The following is a 17,939-nucleotide window of genomic DNA, read 5'->3' on the forward strand; positions in this document are numbered from 1 at the left end:
GAGGAGCGGTCACCGCCTCGTGTGTTCGGTTCAGCGGGTGCGGCCGGGCGTCAGGAGGCGCTGCCCGCCGTCCACTCCGACCAGGACATGTTCCAGCCGTTGAGGCCGTTGTCGGGCTTGACGGTCTTGTCCGGGGAGTTCTTGACGATCACCACGTCGCCGATCAGCGAGTTGGTGTAGAACCACTTGGCCGGGGTGTCGCCACCGCCGCCCTTGTTGTCCTCCAGGCCGACGCAGCCGTGGCTGGTGCCGGTGTGGCCGAAGATCGACGAGTTGCCCCAGTAGTTGCCGTGTATGAAGGTGCCGGACGACGACAGCCGCATGGCGTGCGGCACGTCCTTGATGTCGTACTCGCCGCCGAAGCCGACCGTCGAACCGTCCATCCGGGTCTGCTCGAACTTCTCCGAGATCACCATCTGGCCGTTGTAGGTCGGGTGGTCGGGGCTGCCGCCGGAGATCGGGATGGACTTGATGACCTTCCCGTCCTGCTTGACGGTCATGGTCTGGGTGTTCATGTCCACCGTGGAGACCTGCGAGCGTCCGATGGTGAAGGTCACCGTCTTGGACTGCACGCCGGTGATGCCCGGGCCGCCCTTCACCCCGTCCAGGTCGATCTTCATGGTGATCTTGGAGCCGGCCTTCCAGTAGTCCTCCGGCCGGAAGTCCAGCCGCTGGTCGCCGAACCAGTGGCCGACGACCTGCTGGCCACTGCTGGAGGTCACCGTGATGTGGGACCGGACGTCCTTCTGGTTGGCGATCCGCTTGTCGAAGTTGAAGGACACCGGCATGCCGACGCCGACGGTCTTGCCGTTGTCGGGCGTGAACGAGCCGATGAAGCTGTTCGCCGACGAGACCGTGCTGAAGGTCGCGTTCTCGGTCGCCGGGCGCCCCTTGGCGTCCTTGGCGTTCGCCACGATCTTGTACTTGGTGCCGCGGTCGAGCTGCGCCCCGGGCTTCCACGAGGAGCCGTCCGACGATATGGCGCCGGAGACGTCCTTGCCGGTGTCGACGGCGGTGAGCTTCACGTCCGTCAACTTGCCGCCGGTGACCTTCACCCCGGTGTCGTTGATGCTGGCGTCGGTGGCGCCGTCCTTCGACGTGACCTGGATCTTGGCGTCGGAGGCGTCCTTGGCAGCCGCGGCGTCCGCGCCGGCCTGGCCGTTCTTGCCGTCGCCGTGGCCGCCCGCCTCGGCGTCGCCCCCGCACGCCGTCAGGGACAGCGCGCCCGCGGCGAGCAGGGCGGTGACGGCCAGCGTGCGGCGCATCCGGCGGGTGCGGCGGGGTGCGGCGGAATCCCGTTCCTCGGTCTGAAGCGGCTGGTGGTCGGTGCGGGACTGGGCGGGCGCGGGGTTGTCCAGCGATGTCACGAGCTGCTCCATACAGGGGTGTTGTGATTCCGTGCTGGTAAACAGCACCTACGGGTGGATTTGGTTGCGGGTGCGACCATGTTGTGACGAAGGTCACATTCGCGGCGGCAGAGGTCGGTCATCCGGCCCTGATAGCCAGGTTCGCAGTGCCGTGCCGTCTTCGTCCAGGCGGGGCGGCGCGGCGGGTTGCACCACCGGCGTGCCCGACAGGCGCAACGGGCTGGTGACTTGGGGAATCCGCCCGGCGCCTACCGGGGTGACCGGATCCAGCCCGAGTCGCGCCGCCAACTCCAACGCCTCGGAGAGGCTGTTGACCGGCCCGCACGGCACCGACACCGCCGTCAGCCGCTCGGTCCAGCCCCGCGGCGTATCGGCGGCCAGCCGGCTTTCCAGCGTTTTGATGAGATCCGTGCGGTTTTGTACCCGGTCCTGGTTCCGCCGGAACCGTGCGTCCTCGGCCAGCTCCGGCACCCCCAGCGCCCCCGCCAACGCCCGGAACTGGCGGTCGTTCCCCACCGCCACGGCCAACAAGCCGCCCCGGCACGCCAACGTCTCGTACGGGGCGATGCTCGGATGGCGATTGCCCATCGGCCCCGGATCCTGCCCCGTGGCCAGATAGCCGGACGCCTGGTTCACCAACGACCCCAGGAGCGACGAGAGCAGATTGACCTCCACCAGCTGCCCCGCGCCGGTTCGGTCGCGGTGCCGCAGCGCCGCCAGGATGCCCGTCGCGGCGTCCTTCGCGGTCAATACGTCCACCAGCGCCACCCCCACCTTCAGCGGCGCCCCGCCGGGCTCACCGGTGACGCTCATCAGCCCGCCCACCGCCTGGACCACGAAGTCGTACCCGGGCAGCCCCGCCCCCGCACCGGAGCCGAAACCGGTGATGGTGCAGTGCACCAGGCCCGGGTTGGCCGCCACAGTGGCCGCCGGGTCCAGGCCGTACTTGGCGAGCGACCCGGGGCGGAAGTTCTCGATCAGGACGTCCGCCCGGCGGGCCAATTCCCGGGCCGCGGCCGCATCCTCCGGATCGCCCAGGTCCAGCGCCAGACCGCGCTTGGAACGGTTCGCGGCGTCGAAGTACGCCGCGGTGCCCTCGGCGGCGAACGGCGGCCCCCAGGAGCGGGTGTCGTCGCCGGTGCCCGGCCGCTCGACCTTGATGACCTCCGCGCCCAGATCGGCGAGCGTGGCGGCGGCGAGCGGGCCGGCCAGGACCCGGCTGAAGTCGGCCACGAGGACGCCGTCGAGGGCGCGGGGGACGGTCCGGTGGTGTTGCTGGGGCACGGGCGCACTCCTCACGTCGCGGACGAGGTGCCGCCATCGTTCGCGACCGCCCGCGGCGGAGGGAAGTCGCCGCGGTGTCCAACGGGAGGCGCGGCAGTGCGCCGGTGCGGCCGGTGGCGCACCGGAGGGGGAGGGTCGCGGGCAGACCGCAAGACGGAGGGGGGATACGCGTGTGGTGTCGGGAATGCGGGGAAAAGTCATAGGAGATGTGTCACTTCACGATTTACGACCCAAGATCCCCTGTTGGAAGCCCTGACGCGTGGTGTCTACTGGGGGCTTGCCCAGCGCCCACTTGTTCGGGAGGAACAGCATGCTCCCCTCCGTTTCGATTCTCCAGCAGATCGGCCTAGGCATTCTGCTGGTCGTCGTCGTCCTCTGGGCAGTCGGCCTGGTCAGACTCACCCGACGCGGGAACCACGGGACCGCCGCCCCCTACCGGCAGCGACCGCCCCGCTCCCGGGCCCGCCTCGACGCCGTACCGCGTCAGACCGGCCCGGGCGGCCCCGCCTCCGAAAACGTGGACCTCACCCCCGCCGAGCGCCAAGCCTTCGACGACCTCGTACGGCAGCTCACCAGCCGTAGTTGACCCACCGTCGGACCGCCGGGCGCACCGGCCCACGGGCGCGCCCGGCTCAGTGCACCGGCCCCAGCTTCAGCAACGCCAGCGCCGCCAACATCTGGACCGACACCGAGGCCGCCGCCTTACGGGTCGGCAGATGGTGTTGCCCACGTATCAGCAGCACCGCGAGGAAGTAACCGAAACCCCAGGTCGTCCACGTGGCGGCCTGAACGAACGTGGAACTCGTCGGCAACCAGCCCGCGATGAGCAACCGCGGCAGATCCGTCACCCAGAACAGCACCACGAACAGGCTCGTCGTCGGCGCGAACCGCCCGTTGCCCCCGAGCGTCCGCGCTATCGCGTGGGTGACCGCCCCCAGCCCCAGACTGGCGAGCAACACCCCCGCCTCGGCCATCCCGGCCAACTGCAACCCCGCGGTACGGTTCGCCGCCCACTGGGCCCGGAACGCGTCCACCGACACGATGCCGATCCCACCGCTGATCAGGCACAGCAGCACCGCCGCACTCCACGCACTGCGGTCCCGCGCCTCGTCGAACACGTCCACCGGCCGGTACCAGAGCCCGAATATCAACCGGTGCCACCACAGTCGGCGACGCCGTACGGGCTCCCGACGTGCGGGTTCTTGACGTGTGGGCGCGGGCTTGGGAGGCCCCGGCTGCACCAGCGTGGGCGGCGGCGGAGGCGGCGGCTCCGCACCCGACGGCGCGGCGGCGCGCCGGCCGGACCGTGGCGGAGGCGGTGTGGGGGGCGGCGATGCGGACATACGGCCGTTTCTACCACCGGCCGCACCGGCACGACGCGCGGGCGTCGGGCGAGGCAGAACACCGGCGACCGGACCCGGATGAGACGCTCGGCCGGTGACTCTTCAGACACCGGAGCACGACGAGGCGCACAGCGCCGGACTGGGCAGCCGCCTCAACTGGCTGCGGGCGGCGGTCCTCGGGGCCAACGACGGAGTGGTCTCCACCGCCGGACTGGTCGTCGGCGTCGCCGGCGCCACCGACTCGCGGGCCACCCTGCTCACCGCCGGGCTCGCCGGCCTGCTGGCCGGATCGATGTCCATGGCGGCCGGCGAGTACGTATCGGTCTCCACCCAACGCGACTCGGAGAAGGCCGCACTGGCCCTGGAGAAACGCGAACTGGCCACCGAACCGCAGGCCGAACTCCATGAACTGACCGAGCTGCTGGAGGACAAGGGACTCGGCCCCGAACTGGCCCAGGAAGTCGCCGAGCAACTGACGGAGCACGACGCGCTGCGCGCCCACGCCGAGGTGGAGCTGGGCATCGACCCCGACGAGCTCACCAACCCCTGGCACGCGGCGGGCGCCAGCTTCCTCGCTTTCACGGCCGGCGCGCTGCTGCCGCTGCTGGCGATCGTGCTGCCGGCGGCGGGCGCACGACTGTGGATCACGGTGGCCGCCGTGCTCGCGGCGCTGGCCCTGTGCGGCTGGAGCAGCGCACGCCTGGGAGCGGCGCCGGTGACCCCGGCGGTGCTGCGGAACGTGACGGGCGGCGCGTTGGCCATGGGCGTCACGTACGTGGCGGGGACGTTGCTGGGGGCGGTGGGCGTCTAGGGCCGGCCCGGCGGATCAGGGTCGAACCGGCCCTAGTTGCCTTCCCGCGTGCTGTCGGCCGGCCCGTACAGGTCCGCGTACGAGGGGAAGACGCCGCCGGGGCCGTCCACCGAGGTGGCGGCGAGGGCGGCCTTGACGACGGCCCGGGTCAGGACGTCGGCGCCGGTGGCGAGGATGTCGTTCAGGGCGCCGGCTTGCAGGTGGACGCCGAAGGCGGGGTCGGCCAGGGCCTCCGCGGTGGCGAGCGGGCGGGCGCCGGTGGCCAGGGCGAAGACCGTGTCGCCGTCGTTGAGGAGGTGGACGGGGCGGACGGCGCGGGCCAGGCCGTCGTGGGCGGTACCGGCGAGCTTGTGGGCCTGGGCGCGGGTGAGGTCGGCGTCCGTGGCCACCACCGCGAGGGTGGTGTTGAGGGGCGGGTGGACCGATGCGGCGGACCGGGCCGCGGAGATCTCCCGGGCCCGCGCGAGGCGGCGTTGGGCGGCCGCGTGGACCTCGGGGTCGGGCAGCGGGCCGCGGGCGCCGTAGAGGGCGCCGGTGTGGGGGTCGGCGAAGGAGCCCGCGGCGTTCACGGCGGCGAGCGCGGCGACGGTTATGCCGGACGGCAGGACGGCGCTGGCGGTGCCGATGGCGCCCTTGAAGCCGCCCGTGACCGCGCCGGTGCCGGCGCCGGTGGTGCCCTGGGGGACGGGCGAGCCGGGGGCCGTCCGGGCGGCGGCCTCGACGGCCGCGCGGCCCAGGGCGGCGTCCGGGCGGGCCCGCCAGTCGCCGCCGCGGCCCAGGTCGAAGAGGGCGGCGGCGGGGACGACCGGCACGACCTGGGCCGGATCGGGGCCGACCCGGAAGCCGCGGCCCTGCTCCTCCAGCCAGGCGGCGACACCCGACGCGGCGTCAAGGCCGAACGCGGAGCCGCCGGTCAGGACGACGGCCTCGATGCGCTGGACGAGGTTGCGGGGGTCGAGGGCGTCGGTCTCCCGGGTGCCCGGGCCGCCGCCGCGTACGTCGACCGCCGCGACGGCGCCGCCTTCGGGGGCGAGGACGACGGTGGTGCCGGTGAGCCAGCCGTCGCCGGTGCGCTGGGCGTGGCCGACCCGTAGGCCGGGGACGTCGGTCAGGGCGTCGTGCGGGCCCGGGGGGTGAGGGGTGACCTCGCCCCCCTGGTGCCGCTGGTGCTGCCGCGCGTCAGTCATGGGGCCATGCGTACCACGCGGATCCCGCTCAGAGGCCGGCCGGGCCCATCACGACGACCGGGTGGAGTGCCGGGTCGAGGGTGCGCAGCAGTTCGCGCATCACCTGGGGCTTGAGGCTGACGCAGCCCTGGGTGGGGCCGTCGTGGTCCACGTGCAGCCAGACGCCGCCGCCCTTTTCGTCACCGAGGGGCCGCTGGCCGTCCAGCGGGGACGTGCCCGGGACGCGGTTGTAATTGATGGCGATGACGTAGTCGAAGGCGCCGGCCAGCGGCTCGCCCTCGACGCCGGTGCCATGGGCGACGAAGCTGCTGTTGTGGTCGTAGGGGAGCTTGGTGCCCTCGGGGGCGGGCAGTCGGCCGCCGGCGTCGGTGAGGGCGTAGACGCCCGCGGGGGAGCGCAGGTCGCCGTAGTGGTGACGGGTGGTCCATCCGTGGGCGGCGTTGTGCGCGACCCAGGCGGGGCCGGCCTCCCAGAGGTCCGACCCGTCCGCGCGGGTGTAGAGCACGACCCGGGACTCGTACGAGTCGGGGCCCTTGCCGGTGACGACGAGGACCTGGCGGGCGTTGGCGGGTATGCGCTTGCGGGCGGCGTCGCTGAGGTCCGGGATGGTGCGCAGGCCGCGGGCGGCCTCCGGGGCGGCCTGTGCGGGCGCGGGGGTGTTCGGGCTGGACACCGTCCGCGCCGAACCGCTCTTGGCGTCCGGCCGGCCGTTGTGGTCGTCGCCTGAAGCCGGCCAGGCCCACAGGGCGGTGCCGACCAGGGTGGAGAGCGCGAGGCCGCTGACGGCTTTGCTGCGCCGGGACAGTCTCCTGCGCGCACGGGACTGAGCGTGGCGGGCTGCCATGTCTGGCGTCTCCTCAGGTACGGGCGGGTGGACGGCCCGTGGGTCACTGCGAAAGTGCCGGACCCCCGGGCATAAAAAGGGCAATCTGCACCCTACCGCGTTCCGGCGGAGCCGCTTCCGTGGGCTGTGGTGAACGGTAGAGGGCACGAGGATGACGGCGCACGTCGGGTGGACCTTTGGTAGGGGATTACGGGGATTAGTCGGGTGGGCCGGGTGTGGGGCCGCCCCGGAGGGTGCGTCAGGGGTGCCCGAAGTTGGCCGGAATGTGCTCCAAGTCTGCTCTGTGCGAGCCGAGTTGAGCGGCCATCCAATCCTTCGCGTGCGGCTGTTGCGGGCCGCCTGACGGGGGCTCGGGCCGGCGGTCGGGGCGGGGGCGCGTACGGCCGTTCGGCACGCTAATGGGGGACGGGGTGCGGGGCCGACGCCGCTCGCACCACTGACCGCGATGGGCCGACCGGCGGCCGCTACTCCTCCTCCAGGGCAGTGCCCTGGCGGGCCGTCAGGGTGACGCCCACCGCGACCGTCAGCGCCGCCACCAGGCCCGCCGCCGGAACCGCCGCCGGCCCCGCGAACGTGCAGGCCAGGACCAGCGCGGCGGCGACCGGCAGGACCAGCTGCTGGGCCGGCCCGCGCTTCTGGTGGCGGGAGTGGATCAGCCACACCGTGAACAGGTAGAGCGCAGCCGGCACCGTGACGCAGGCCGCCGCCGCGTTCGCCGAGAGGTGGGCCCGGCCGGCCGACTCCTCCACCGCGATCTCGATCCCCGCACCGACCGCCGCGGCCGAGCCGAACACCAGATAGTGCCCATAGCCCCACAGGAACGCCTGGCGGCTGGAGCGCAGGTGGAGGTGGATGGGGACCGCGAAGTAGATCCAGTACGCGGCGAAGACCAGCAGCAGACCGCCGGCCGCGATCGGCAGCAGCGTGCCCAGGTCGTGGTGCTCGTCCAGCGCCGACTGCACCGCCACGGTCGCCGCGGAGACCGTCTCGCCCAGCACGATGATGGTGAACAGGCCGTAGCGTTCGGCGATGTGGTGCGGGTGCCAGTCGGTCTGCCGGTCGCGTTCGGCGATCGCCGGGACCGACAGCTCCAGGGCGCCCATGACGATGAACACCCACGGGGCGTCGGCCGCGGGCAGGAACACCAGCGCCAGCCAGCCGACCTGGCAGAGGGTCACCCCCAGGGCGTAGCGGAGGGCGGTCCGCCGTTCGTTGCCCCGGGTGCCGTGGGCGGCCCGCAGCCACTGGCTGACCAGCGCCAACCGCATCACCACATAGCCGAACCAGACGATGCGGAAGTCCCCGGCGGCGAAGGCCCGCGGCACGCCAGCGGCCAGGATGAGGACGCCGGCGATCTGTACGAGGGTCACCACCCGGTACAGCACGTCGTCGGTGTCGTAGGCCGACGAGAACCAACTGAAGTTGACCCACGCCCACCAGATGGCGAAGAACAGCATCAGATAGCCGGTGATGCCGTGCCCCGGGTGGCCCTCGGCGAGGGCGTGCACCAGTTGGCGGCCGGCCTGGGCGATCGCCACGACGAAGCAGAGGTCGAAGAACAGCTCCAGTGGAGTGGCGGCGCGGTGCGCCTCCGTACGACTGCGCGCACGCATCAGAACCGGCACGGTGCCCCAGCCCCTCTCGTCGACCGCTGGTGGGGGCCCTCAGTAGAGCGTGGGCGCCGGGGCGACGGCGGCAACGGCCGCAACGGGGCCGCGGCGTGTCGCGGGCCCACGCCCACCGGGCCCACGACGTACGCGTTGGTGACGGCTCCTGGGGCCGCTCCGCCCCTGGTCCACCGGACCGGCCCTAGTCGGCCACCGCCTCCACGATCGACGGGAAGCCGGCCGTCGGCAGCACCCGCGTCAGCCGGAAGTCGCCCGCCGCCAGCAGCGTCGCGAAATCGTCCGCGTTGCGTTCCCGGCCGTCGAGGAGCGCCAGCATGGCCACGTCCATCGTCTTGCCGAAGTGCGGTGCGTTCCCGGGCGGCAGGACCGAGTCGACGACCAGGAGGCGGCGGCCGGCCGCCATCGCCGTGCGGCAGCTGCGCAGGATGCGGCGGCAGTCCTCGTCCGGCCAGTCGTGCAGGATGTGTTTGAGGACGTAGACGTCGCCGCCCTCTGGGACGGCGGCGAAGAAGTCGCCCTCCTGGGTGCGCCAGCGGCCCTTCAGGTCGTCGGTGTCCAGGAGGTGGTGGGCCAGCGGCGGCGCCAGGTCGAAGAGGACGCCGGTCGCCTGCGGGTGGCGGCGGAGCACCGCGCGCAACAGTCCGCCCCGGCCGCCGCCGACGTCGATGACGGTGCCGGTCTCGGGGAACGGGTAGACGGCGGCCACCGCGTCGTCCACCGGGGCGGCCAGCGACGCCATGCCGTCGTCGAAGAGTTCCCGCTTGGCCGGATCCGACTCCAGGTGGGCGAAGAGCGGTGCGCCGAACAGCCGCTCGAAGGCCGCGCCGCCGTGCCGCACCGCCTCGGTAAGGCCGGCGGAAGTCCGTAGGAACAGGTCGTCGGTGAGCATCATGACGGCGGGGTGCAGCGAGTCGGGCACGTCGGTGCGCAGCTGCCGGGCGGCCGGGGTCAGCTGGTACGCGCCCGAGGCGTCCTCGCGGAAGATGCCGCGGGCGGCGAGGTAACGCAGGACGCGGCGCAGGTGCGGGGCGTGGGTGTCGGTGGCGGCGGCCAGTTGTTCGGGGGTGCGCGGGCCCGCGGTGAGCCGGTCGGCGATGCGGTAGTGGGCGGCGGTGCGCAGCGCGGCGGAGAAAAGGTGGCCCAGGGCCTGGTCCATGAGGTGGGTCGCGAGATCGCCGGGCTCGTCCGCCGGACGGGTGGGTGAAGTGGCCAACGTCAGCCTCCGGTCGTCGGCTTGGTCATGCCTGCGCCACGTCGCAGGCACAGTGATCCACGGTTGCAGGCGGGGGCGGTGGTGTCACGGGGGGAGGGGTGGCGACCCGCTGCGTACCGGCCAGGGAGCACCGGCGCGGCCCGCGGCGTGATCGTGCGCGCCGGGGGGCAGACGGCGCCGGCCGTGCATGGTCGAATGCGCGTATGAGCGACCGTGACCTTCCCTTCCCCGCATCCGTCCTGGAACCGCTCGACGCCCGCCTCGCGGACCTCGTGGCGCTCTACGAAGACCTGCACCGCCACCCCGAAATGGCCTTTCAGGAGACCCGCACCGCCGGCGAGGTGGCCCGCCGCCTGACCGCGTACGGCTACGACGTCACGACCGGCATCGGCGTCACCGGCGTCACCGGTGTGCTGCGCAACGGACCGGGCCCGGTGGTCCTGCTGCGGGCCGACATGGACGCGCTGCCGGTCACCGAGAACTCCGGGGTGCCGTACGCCTCCACGGTCCCGGGGCGGATGCACGCCTGCGGGCACGACGTCCACGTGACCTGCCTGCTGGGCGCAGCGGATCTGCTCGCCGCGGGGCGCGACCGCTGGTCGGGCACGCTGGTCGTACTGTTCCAGCCGGCCGAGGAGGCCGGCAGCGGCGCCCGCGCCATGCTCGACGACGGCCTCTACAGCAAGCAGCTGGTGCCGGTGCCCGATGTGGTGCTGGCGCAGCACGTCGCCCCGTTCGGCGCGGGGCTGATCGCGTACTGCCCGGGCGCCTGTATGGCCGCCGCCGACACGCTGGAGATCACCTTCCACGGGACCGGCGGCCACGGGTCGCGGCCGGAGACGACGGTGGACCCGATCCTGATGGCGGCGGCGTTCGTGCAGCGGGTCCAGTCGGTGGTGTCGCGGGAGATCGCGGCGAAGGAGCAGGCGGTGGTTACGGTCGGCTCGTTCCACGCCGGGGACACCGCCAACGTGATCCCGGACCGGGCCGTCGTACGGCTCAGCGTCCGCAGCTTCGACCAGAACGTGCGGACCGCCGTGCTGGCCGCCATCGACCGGATCGCCCGCGCCGAGGCGACCGCGTCCGACGCGCCGAAGGAGCCGGAGACGAAGCTGCTCGACTCCTTCCCGGTGACCGTCAACGACACGGCGGTGCTGGCGGAGGTCAACGAGGGCTTCACCCGGCTCTTCGGCGAGCAGCGGGTGTTCGCCTACGAACCGGCGACCGGCAGTGAGGACGCGGGCCTGTTGGCGACTGCCGCCGAGGCGCCGCTGTACTACTGGTGGCTGGGCGGCTGGGACCCGGACGAGTTCCGCACGGCGCTGGCCGCCGGTCGGCTGGCCCAGGACATCCCCTCCAACCACTCGCCGCAGTTCGTGCCGGTCGCCCGGCCGACCCTGACCATGGGCGTGCAGGCGCTGACGGCCGCGGCGCTGACCCGGCTGGCCGGGGCGTAGCGGGGGCCGGACCGGTCCGTTGACCTTGTCCCTGGGGGAAGGCCCAGCATCGGTGGGGCCGGGCGAGGTGCCCGGTACGAGGAGGACGGACGCCGTCCGGCGGGCGCCGGACGGGGCGACGGAGTGCGGAGGAGCGCCGGGTGGACGGGGAGTTGCTGACGATCGGGGCGTTCGCACGGGCGTCCCGGCTCTCGCCGAAGGCGCTCCGCCTGTATGACGAGCTCGGTCTGCTGACGCCTGTTCACGTCGACCCGTACAGCGGCTACCGGCACTACGCCCCGACCCAACTGGAGCGCGCCCGGCTGGTCGCCTGGCTGCGGCGGCTCGGCATGCCGCTGGCCCGCATTCGTGAGGTGTGCGGGCTGGCACCGGTTGCGGCGGCCCGGGCGGTCGCCGCGTACTGGGCGCAGGTCGAGGCCGACGTCGCCGCCCGCCGGGACCTGGCCGCCTTCCTCGTGGACCAACTGGAGCGGAAGGACACCACGATGAGCGAACCCCTGGACCCTGCAACCCCGTTGACGATGCGCTGCGCCGCACTGACGGACCGGGGACTGGTCCGGCCCACCAACCAGGACGCGGCCCATGCCGGCCCGCGTCTACTGGCGGTCGCCGACGGCTACGGCCCCAGTGGGGGGCCGGCCGCCACCTCCGCCATCGAGGCGCTGAAGGCCCTGGAGGACCAGGATCTGACCTCGGCCGACCTGCTGGCCGTAGTGGAGGAGGCGACGCTGCACGCCCACCGGACCGCGCCGTCGGCCGACGAGGCGACCGGCTGCACCCTCACCGCGCTGCTGCGCTCCGGCTCCCGGGTGGCGCTGCTGCACGTCGGGGACTCGCGGGCGTACGTGCTGCGGGACGCCAAGCTGATCCGCCTCACCCACGACCACAGCCTGGTGCAGTCCCTCATCGACGAGGGCCGGCTCACTCCCGAGGAGGCGCCGTCGCATCCGCAGCGCGCCCTGCTGCTGCGGTCCCTGGACGGCGGCACCGACTTCGCCCCGGACCTCCACCTGCTCGACGTCCGTCCCGGTGAGCGCTACCTGCTGTGCACCGACGGCCTGACCGGCGTCGTCCCGCCCGAGGCGATCCAGGAGGCCCTCACCGGCGCGGCCACGCCCCAGCAGGCCGTCGCCGCACTCGTCCGCCTCACCCACGAGGCCGGCGCCCCGGACAACGTGGGGTGCGTGGTGGCGGATGTGGTGGAGGGGGGCGAGGGGGCGTAGCGGGGGCGGGGTGCTTGGGGGCGGGGGCTGGGGGCCGGGGCCGGGGGCCCGTAAGGGGGTGCCCTTAGGGGGAGTGGGCGCCCCTTGCGGAATCCCTGCCCGGCGGGGGCGGGGGCAACGCCTGGGAGCTGACGGGCAGTTGGCCAGTCGGGCGAAGCCCGGCCGAAGCCTGGTCGGGGTCCGGCCGAAGCCCGGCTCAGGTCCGGCTGAAGCCCGGCTGGGGTCCTGCCGGTCGCCGGCCGGTCGCCGAGGAAACGCGACCGGCCGGATCGTGTCCGTGGCCTGGCCGGCCAGGCCGGACAGGCCCTAGGCCCGCCCCTTCAACATCCCCTGGAAGTAGAGCTGCGGCAGGCCGTAGCGCTTGAGGAACCACATGTCGGTACGTTCCCGGGTGGTGTCGAGGAAGGGGAACGAGGGGGCGGGGCGCAGGTCGTAGTCGAACTCGGCCAGCAGCATCTTGTGCCGGGCGGTGACCAGGGGGCACGAGGTGTAGCCGTCGTAGCGGGCGGTGGCGGGGCGGCCACGAAGCCCGGCGAGGAGGTTGGCCACGAGCACCGGGGCCTGCTTGCGGATCGCGGCGCCCGTCTTGGACGTGGGGAGGTGGGCCACGTCCCCCAGGGCGAACACCTCGGGGAAATCGGGGTTTTGGAGGGTGTGCGGGTCCGTCTTGACGTACCCGTGGGGGGAGCCCGGGTCGGCCAACGGGCCGTCCGCGAGCCACTGCGGTGCGCGCTGCGGCGGTACCGCGTGCAGCAGGTCGTAGTGGACGGTCTCGGTGCGGCCGGTGGCGTGGTCGGTGAGGACGGCCGCGCGCTCCGGGCCGTCCAACCGGGTCAGTTCGGTCTGTAGGCGCACCTCGATGCCGTAGCGGCGGGCGGTCCCCTCCAGGGCCCGGGCGAAGACCGGCACCTTGAAGAGGGAGGGCTCCGGGAGGACGAGCACGGTGCGGATGGCGCCCAGGACACCGCGTTTGCGCCAGTAGTCCGCCGCCAGGTACGCGATCTTCTGCGGCGCGCCACCGCACTTGACCGGCCCGGACGGCATGGTGAACACCGCCGTGCCGCGCCGCATCCGACGGATCAACTCCCAGGTGTACGGGGCGAGGTCGGCCCGGTAGTTGCTGCTCACCCCGTCGTGGCCGACGGCCGACGCCAGCCCCGGCAGGCCGTCCCAGTCGAGCCGCAGACCGGGTGCCAGGACCAGTCGCCCGTAGGAGAACACCCGGCCGGTGGCGGTGGTGACCGTACGGGCCACCGGATCGACGGCGGTGGCGCGCTCCCGCAGCCAGCGCACACCGGGCGGGATGACCTCGGCCTCGGGGCGCAGCGCGGCCCGCAGCGGCGCCTGGCCGCCGCCGACCAGCGTCCACAGCGGCTGGTACCAGTGCGTCTCGGCGGGTTCCAGCAGCGCGATGTCGCGGAGGCCGGCGCGGCGTAACCGGGCGGCGACGGTGATGCCCGCGGTGCCGCCGCCGACGATCAGGATCTGGTGGTGTACGGGGGTGGCGGCGGGCGCGGGGTCCGCGCCGGCTGCGGGCCGGGTCATGCGTGTCTCCTGACTGCTGGTGATCACTGGGGAGTGCTGGTGATCACCGGCGATTACCGGCGATTACCGGGGATTGTGGGTGGCTGGGTGGCTGGGTGCCTAGGTGACTAGTGGGTGGCTCATGGGGGTTGGAGATCCGGGACGAATTGGGGGCGTGGGGTGTTCGGGGGTTTGGGTTCGGCTTGGGCTTGGGCTTGGGCTCGGGTGTGGGGTCGGGGGTGGGGTCGAGGGTGGGTCCGGCGGGGCGTGGGCGGTGGGGCGTCGTGGCGTCCGGGTGGTGGCTTCACAGGCCGGGCAGCGTGGTGGCCGCCAGCGCCAGCGCCAGGACGGCGACGAGAGCGGCGAAGGAGGTGGTGAGGGTCTGCGGGCGCAGGCGGCCGGCGAGCCGGTTGCCGAGGTGGCTGCCGACCGCGGCGCAGGCCGCGAGGGTGGCCAGCAGGGGCCAGTCCAGGGAACCGGTACCGGCCCGGGTCGCCAGTGCCACACCGGAGTTGATCAGGATCACCAGCAGCGAGGTGCCGACGGCGACCGGCATCTCCAGGCCGAGGACGAGGGTGAGGGCCGGCACGACGACGAAACCGCCACCCACCCCGAAGAAGCCGGTGAGCAGCCCTACGGAGGAGGCGGTCACGATGGTGCGGAGCGGACGGGGGCGGGGGCGGGGGCTGTAGGGCTGGTGAGGGCGGGGACTGTGGGGCTGGTGGGGACCCGAGGAGGCGCGGGATTCGTGCGAGCCGGTGGGTGAGCTGGTGGGGGAGCCGGTGGGTGAGTCGGTGGGGGAGCCGGTGGGCTTCCCTAAGGACCGGCACACCGCCTCCCGTAAGCGCACCGCCCGCACCCGAAGTATCGATTCCTCCGCTCTGCCCCGGGCCCCGTCCTCCGCCCTGCCCGTGGCCCCGTCCTCCGTATCGGCCCGCTCGCTCCCCCGGGTGCCGCGCAACACCATCCCCGCCACCACGAGCATCAGCACCGAGAACGCCGCCATCAGGACCCCCGGGTCCAGTGCCGCGCTCCAGCGGGATCCGGCGAAGCTGCCGGCCGTCCCCAGCGCCCCGAACGTCGCGCCGGCGGCCCAACGGACCCGGCCGGCCCTGGCGTGGCAGAGCAGCCCGCTGACCGCGCCGACCGCGACCACCACCAGGGCGCCCGCGGTCGCCTCGTGCGGGGACTGGCCCATCAGATAGACCAGGGCCGGCACCGCCAGCACCGAACCGCCACCGCCGAGCGCGCCCAGCAGCAGACCGATCAGCAACCCGCAGGGCAGTGCCGCCGCGGCTATGAGGACGGACATGGCGGCCCGTTAGACGGACGGCGCCGCGGCGCGCGGAGCCAGGGCGACCGCCCGGCTGGCGTCGGACCACTCGGCGACGAACGCGAAGCGGTCGCCGCGGACCACCGTCTCGCGCCACTCCACCGGCCGGTCCCCGGCCCGTCCGATCCGTTCGATGGCGAACGCCGCCTCCCGGTCGGCTAGTCCGAGCAGCCACGCCTGCCGGATGTCCGGCAGGAACGGAGCGATCCGCTCCCGACCACCGGTGACCTTCACCCCGCAGCGCCGGGACAGTTCGCCGTAGAGCGAGGTGTGCCCGAAGTCGGCCTCCAGCAGGGGCTCGGCCAGGTCGGCCGGGAGGTACGCGGTGTCGTGGGCGAGCGGTTCACCGTCCGCGAGCCGCAGCCGCTCCAGGACGACCAGGGGCGCGTCCAGCACCAGCCCCAGGTGGCCGGCGACCGTCGCGTCCGCGGTCCGCTCCAGCCGCAGCACCTCGCTGCGCTGCTCCACGCCCTGGGCCTCCAGGTCACGGAAGAGGCTGTAGAGGGAGCCGAGCGGCTGCTGTATGCGGCGGGTGTCCAGGCGGCTGGCGCGGCCGCGTTCGGCGATCACCAGGCCGTCGGCGCGCAGTTTGCGCAGCGCCTCCCGGACGGTGTGCCGGCTGACCTCGTACTCGCCCGTCAGCCGGTGCTCGGCGGGGAACTCCTCGGTGAACGCGCCGGCTTCCATCCGGCGGCGCAGATCGTCCAACAGCTGCGCCCACAGGGGCAGCGGGGAACCGCGGTCCAACGGGCGCGGTGCGTAGGCATCGCCGCCGCCATTGCTGCCGCCGCTGCCGTCGCCGCCGCTGTGGTCGCGGTGCGGGGCCCTCCGGCCGGGTGGGGTCATCCGGCCGTGCACGCCCGGTGGTTCGGGCTGGGGCGGCGTCATCTCGGTCCTCTCGTCCGTCGTCCGGCCTGTTTCCGACCGTCGTCCGGCTGTCGTTCGGCCTGCGTCCGGCTGCCGTCCGGCCTGCCTTTGACTGCTGTCCGGCCTGTCTCCGGCTGCCGTCCGGCCTGCCTTCGGCCTGCGGGGAGGGGGCTCGGCTTGTCCCCCGCCAACCGGATACCTAATGTACGTACATCCGTGCATCCGCACAACGGAGCGGCATACACGGTGCATTCAGCCGTCCACGCTCCCAGCCCGAGCGAGCCGACCGCCGCGCACGGGCGCCGCGCACCCCTGGAGGCCCGACCGTGCACTTCGCGCAGTACTACCTCGACTGCCTGTCCCAGGCGTCGTACCTGATCGGCGATCAGAACACCGGGCGCGCCGTCCTCGTCGACCCGCGCCGCGACATCGACGAGTACCTGGCCGACGCCGAAGCAGCCGGCCTGCGCATCGAACTCGTCATCGAGACGCACATTCACGCCGACTTCCTCTCCGGGCACCTGGAGGCGGCCCGGGCGACCGGCGCCGAGATCGCCTTCGGCGCGGCCGCCGAAACCGGCTTCCCCATACGGCGGTTACGCGACGGCGAACGCATCTGCCTGGGCACCACCGAGCCCGGAGAAACGCCCAGAACAGCGCCAGGCCCGACGTCAGGGGCGACATCAGGCCCGGAATCGGGGGCGAAATCAGGGGCGAGATCAGGTGTGGACTCAGGCCCGGAGCCAGGCCCGGACTCAGGTCCGGAGCCAGGCGTGGAATCCGGGGTCACCCTCACCGTCCTCGCCACTCCCGGCCACACCCTGGAATCCATCTGCCTGGTCATCCGGGAGAACCCCGACGACGACGTGCCGTTCGGCGTCCTGACCGGCGACACCCTCTTCGTCGGCGACGTCGGCCGCCCCGACCTGCTCTCCGCCGCCGGACACTCCCCGCAGGACATGGCGGCACGCCTCTACCGCTCCCTGCACACCAAACTGCTGCCCCTCCCGGACGCGACCCGGATCTTTCCCGCACACGGCGCCGGCTCGGCCTGCGGCCGCAGCATCTCCACCGAGACCAGCTCCACCCTCGGCGACCAGCGCCGCCTCAACTACGCGCTCCAGCCCATGGCGCCGGACGCCTTCGTCCAACTGGTCACCGCCGAACAGCCCGCCACCCCGGGCTATTTCGCACACGACGCGGCCCTCAACCGCGACGGCCACCCCCTACGGGACTCCGCACCGCCGGCCCCGCTCACCCTGGACGAGGCGCTCACCGCCCGCGACCAGCACGGCGCCGCACTGCTCGACTGCCGCCCGGCCGCCGACTACGCCCGCGCCCACCTCGCCGGGTCCCTGCACGCCGGCCTGGACACCCGGTTCGCGGAGTACGCCGGCAGCGTGGTGGCCCCCGGCACCCCGATCGTCCTCCTGGCCGCCCCCGGCACGGAGCACGAGGCCCGCCTCCGCCTCGCCCGCATCGGCTACGACCGGGTCCTCGGCCACCTGCCCGACCCGGCCGGCGTCCTGGCGGGCGCCCCGGAACTCACCCGCCGCAGCAACCGCCTAGCCGTGTCCGACCTGCTCGAACGGCTGCCCTTGGACCCGGTGGCCGGCGCCCAGCTGATCGACGTCCGCAACCCGGCCGAGTACGCGGCGGGCGCCCTGCCCGGCGCCCGCAACATCCCGCTGGCCGCACTCCTCGACCGGCTCGACGAACTGGACCCGGCCCGCCCGGTCGTCCTGTACTGCCGCAGCGGCAACCGCTCGATGATCGCGGCAGCACTCCTGGAAGCCCACGGCTTCGACGACGTGAGCGACGTCTCGGGCGGCTACCCGGCACCCGCCCTCGCCTGACT

The 17,939-nt window shown here is 73.3% G+C and carries 15 protein-coding genes; 5 read left to right on the forward strand and 10 right to left on the reverse strand.

Annotated features, from left to right (window positions below; all coding sequences use genetic code 11):
• Positions 1-50 precede the first annotated feature (50 nt).
• Positions 51-1,379, reverse strand: coding sequence for a L,D-transpeptidase (locus tag ACO0M4_RS21975; RefSeq protein WP_430372564.1), 1,329 nt, complete (start codon positions 1,377-1,379; stop codon positions 51-53).
• Between the two features lie 81 nt (positions 1,380-1,460).
• Positions 1,461-2,651, reverse strand: coding sequence for a CaiB/BaiF CoA transferase family protein (locus tag ACO0M4_RS21980; RefSeq protein ID WP_430372566.1), 1,191 nt, complete (start codon positions 2,649-2,651; stop codon positions 1,461-1,463).
• Between the two features lie 310 nt (positions 2,652-2,961).
• Between ACO0M4_RS21980 and ACO0M4_RS21985 the strand changes: the two genes are divergently transcribed.
• Complete coding sequence (locus ACO0M4_RS21985; RefSeq protein ID WP_430372567.1) at positions 2,962-3,237, forward strand: hypothetical protein; 276 nt, start codon at positions 2,962-2,964, stop codon at positions 3,235-3,237.
• Between the two features lie 46 nt (positions 3,238-3,283).
• Here the strand turns inward: ACO0M4_RS21985 and ACO0M4_RS21990 are convergent, their stop codons facing one another.
• On the reverse strand, positions 3,284-3,802 hold the full coding sequence (locus tag ACO0M4_RS21990) for a YIP1 family protein (RefSeq protein ID WP_430372568.1): 519 nt from the start codon (positions 3,800-3,802) through the stop codon (positions 3,284-3,286).
• Between the two features lie 286 nt (positions 3,803-4,088).
• Between ACO0M4_RS21990 and ACO0M4_RS21995 the strand changes: the two genes are divergently transcribed.
• Complete coding sequence (locus ACO0M4_RS21995) at positions 4,089-4,805, forward strand: VIT1/CCC1 transporter family protein (RefSeq protein ID WP_430372570.1); 717 nt, start codon at positions 4,089-4,091, stop codon at positions 4,803-4,805.
• A 32-nt stretch (positions 4,806-4,837) separates the two neighbouring features.
• Here ACO0M4_RS21995 and ACO0M4_RS22000 read toward each other — a convergent pair whose 3' ends face one another.
• The 4 genes from ACO0M4_RS22000 to ACO0M4_RS22015 form a co-directional block, all read right to left on the reverse strand.
• Positions 4,838-5,992: a P1 family peptidase gene (locus ACO0M4_RS22000; protein ID WP_430372571.1), complete on the reverse strand. Its 1,155-nt coding sequence runs from the start codon at positions 5,990-5,992 to the stop codon at positions 4,838-4,840.
• 28 nt (positions 5,993-6,020) lie between these two features.
• On the reverse strand, positions 6,021-6,836 hold the full coding sequence (locus tag ACO0M4_RS22005) for a L,D-transpeptidase family protein (protein ID WP_430372573.1): 816 nt from the start codon (positions 6,834-6,836) through the stop codon (positions 6,021-6,023).
• 464 nt (positions 6,837-7,300) lie between these two features.
• Positions 7,301-8,449 (reverse strand): low temperature requirement protein A, encoded by a 1,149-nt coding sequence (locus tag ACO0M4_RS22010; RefSeq protein WP_430372575.1) that lies wholly within the window; start codon positions 8,447-8,449, stop codon positions 7,301-7,303.
• A 196-nt stretch (positions 8,450-8,645) separates the two neighbouring features.
• Positions 8,646-9,677 carry a methyltransferase gene (locus ACO0M4_RS22015; RefSeq protein ID WP_430372576.1) on the reverse strand — a complete coding sequence of 344 codons (1,032 nt, stop codon included), beginning with the start codon at positions 9,675-9,677 and terminating at the stop codon, positions 8,646-8,648.
• A 203-nt stretch (positions 9,678-9,880) separates the two neighbouring features.
• Between ACO0M4_RS22015 and ACO0M4_RS22020 the strand changes: the two genes are divergently transcribed.
• Together ACO0M4_RS22020 and ACO0M4_RS22025 are read left to right on the forward strand one after the other, a co-directional pair.
• A complete protein-coding gene (locus ACO0M4_RS22020; protein WP_430372578.1) occupies positions 9,881-11,134 on the forward strand; it encodes an amidohydrolase in 1,254 nt (417 codons plus the stop codon).
• 140 nt (positions 11,135-11,274) lie between these two features.
• The gene (locus ACO0M4_RS22025) at positions 11,275-12,357 is read left to right on the forward strand and encodes a MerR family transcriptional regulator (RefSeq protein WP_430372580.1); all 1,083 of its coding nucleotides are present in this window, start codon (positions 11,275-11,277) and stop codon (positions 12,355-12,357) included.
• Positions 12,358-12,663: 306 nt separating this feature from the next.
• Here the strand turns inward: ACO0M4_RS22025 and ACO0M4_RS22030 are convergent, their stop codons facing one another.
• From ACO0M4_RS22030 to ACO0M4_RS22040, 3 genes are all read right to left on the reverse strand, one after another.
• Positions 12,664-13,902, reverse strand: a complete 1,239-nt coding sequence (locus tag ACO0M4_RS22030) for an FAD-dependent oxidoreductase (protein WP_430372582.1) — start codon at positions 13,900-13,902, stop codon at positions 12,664-12,666.
• A gap of 283 nt (positions 13,903-14,185) precedes the next feature.
• Positions 14,186-15,193, reverse strand: coding sequence for a TSUP family transporter (locus ACO0M4_RS22035; RefSeq protein ID WP_430372583.1), 1,008 nt, complete (start codon positions 15,191-15,193; stop codon positions 14,186-14,188).
• 9 nt (positions 15,194-15,202) lie between these two features.
• Complete coding sequence (locus tag ACO0M4_RS22040; protein WP_430372585.1) at positions 15,203-16,102, reverse strand: GntR family transcriptional regulator; 900 nt, start codon at positions 16,100-16,102, stop codon at positions 15,203-15,205.
• Between the two features lie 305 nt (positions 16,103-16,407).
• On the opposite strand from ACO0M4_RS22040, the gene ACO0M4_RS22045 reads away from it, so the two are divergent.
• Complete coding sequence (locus ACO0M4_RS22045; protein ID WP_430372587.1) at positions 16,408-17,937, forward strand: rhodanese-like domain-containing protein; 1,530 nt, start codon at positions 16,408-16,410, stop codon at positions 17,935-17,937.
• The last annotated feature ends 2 nt before the right edge of the window (positions 17,938-17,939 follow it).

Origin of the sequence: Streptomyces sp. RGM 3693 (assembly GCF_050471125.1) — a bacterium.
In the GTDB taxonomy this organism is placed as follows: domain Bacteria; phylum Actinomycetota; class Actinomycetes; order Streptomycetales; family Streptomycetaceae; genus Streptomyces.